Origin of the sequence: Pseudomonas sp. FSL R10-2189, from assembly GCF_009600325.1 — a bacterium.
GTDB lineage: Bacteria > Pseudomonadota > Gammaproteobacteria > Pseudomonadales > Pseudomonadaceae > Aquipseudomonas > Aquipseudomonas helleri.
In genome coordinates, this window is record NZ_WIVZ01000089.1 from 1 (window position 1) to 1749 (window position 1749).

A 1749-nucleotide genomic window follows, 5' to 3' on the forward strand; every position below is an offset into this window, starting at 1 on the left:
CATAGCCTTTCTCGTAGAGCACCAGGCGAACCGGCGAATCTTTCGAACCGAGATACAGCGTGCGACTTTCACCCCGAACCCAATCGCCCTGCTGGTTGATAGCCAAACGATTGTCTTGAGCGTATTGAATCAAGCGAGCAGCCATCGAATCAAAGAGGCCGTCTTCCTGCCAGTCTTCGCAAGTGTCCACCCGTGTTGGGAGGTGGGGTTTACCGAACTCCCGAAGAGCTGCCGCGAGAGCCGGAGACTCATCACTGGTTGACTTGCAATTGACCCCGGTTTGCCCACCCCAACAGACGTGGCAAAGAGTTCGATCACCGCGCCGGATTTGTCCGCCATAGAGATAACCATTGAGGTTCTTAGCAGGTGCCCAATCGGACAACGGCCATGCCCTCAAAAGAGCGTCAACAAGACCGGATTGTTGCGGATCTTGGACAAGAACGGTCGATTGATACCAATCCCACCTAGCCATTGGCTGTAGCCCCCGGTTTATAAGGCTTTCGAGGTTTCTTGGGATGTGCCTTCTCGGCAGGGAGGGAGATACCTGACCCCCGTGTTACTACATGGGGGTCGGCTGCGTTCTCAGAGGCATCTTCTGACAGCTTCCCCATGAGCATATCGAGCTGTGAAGAAGCATCCCCAGCGACCGTAACAAGTTCGTTATGGAGACCCTCGACAACGCTTCGTAGACCGCGCTTAACCTCGTTAGGTGCTTCCATAGCGGCCTCCAGAAGCGCCACAGTGCGCGTAAGGCTCGGAGCAACGGAATTGAGCAGATCCGCAATGATCGCGCCTCTAGTGCGCCCCTGAAGCTTTGCAAGACGCTCGATGACCTCATGCGTTGAAGGCTCCAACGTAACTTGGACTCTAGGCTTGATGGTAGGCATGGGTGAACTCCAGGTGGACACTTAAGGCTTGAGTGTGGCCCAAGGTGTCCACCTCGTCAATAAGTGTGGTACTGACGCGCTCGCGCTTGTCCGCTGGGAGAGGTCTGGAGGCTGCGCAGCGCTACGCTAGCGCTTCCTCCAGACCTCTCCCAGCCGCAAAGAGTTTTGACGCCAAAGGCAACAGTCCATTGAGCCGGTAGGCGAATTGGCAAGCCGTGAAGAAGGGTCGCCAGCTTGCTGGTGGGTCTACTTCACCTGTCTTGCCCAGCAGTCATTCAGTCACGAACCGTTGCGCCTTTCGATCATCTGCCGTTGCAGCAGCGATCTTTTGCCGTATCTGTGCCTTTGTTTTTCGATGCGATTCAAGAGTGACGAATACCGGGACTGGAAGCTCGCCCTGGTACTCAACAAAGTGAGGCGCCGTTTCTGGCGTTAAACCCAATCTTTTCATGCGTTCTCCGTCATCTGAGGTTTAACAATAGCCGCCCCAATGGCCTGTCCTAGAGCCTCCCAAGACCCTACATCAGACGCCCATTGAGCCATGATCGCGCCGTATTGTTTAACCAGTGCAGCCCTTGCTCGTTCGGTGTCTGAACGCTTCCATACAGTGCCTACAGCCTTCTTTTCGAGGTGATCCCAACCGATGCACTTGAGCGCGTCTGGAACCCAAGCAGCGCAGAAAGCATGCCCCGGCTCCCATGTGGCAACAGCGGCTCGATGATCCCGTTTTGGCCTAACGCGTACTTCAAGCCGAACCCAGTTTCTAGGAGCATCACCACCTTGCTCATAGCCTTTCTCGTAGAGCACCAGGCGAACCGGCGAATCTTTCGAACCGAGATACAGCGTGCGACTTTCACCCCGA

1 protein-coding gene and 1 pseudogene are annotated in these 1749 nt (G+C 55.5%); both read right to left on the reverse strand.

The features are described from left to right. Positions 1-472 (reverse strand): annotated as a pseudogene (locus GHO32_RS26695) (hypothetical protein); the annotation flags it as partial. An 862-nt stretch (positions 473-1334) separates the two neighbouring features. After that, the coding region (locus tag GHO32_RS25965) for a replication initiation factor domain-containing protein (RefSeq protein WP_178113948.1) at positions 1335-1749 on the reverse strand (415 nt) is incomplete at its 5' end.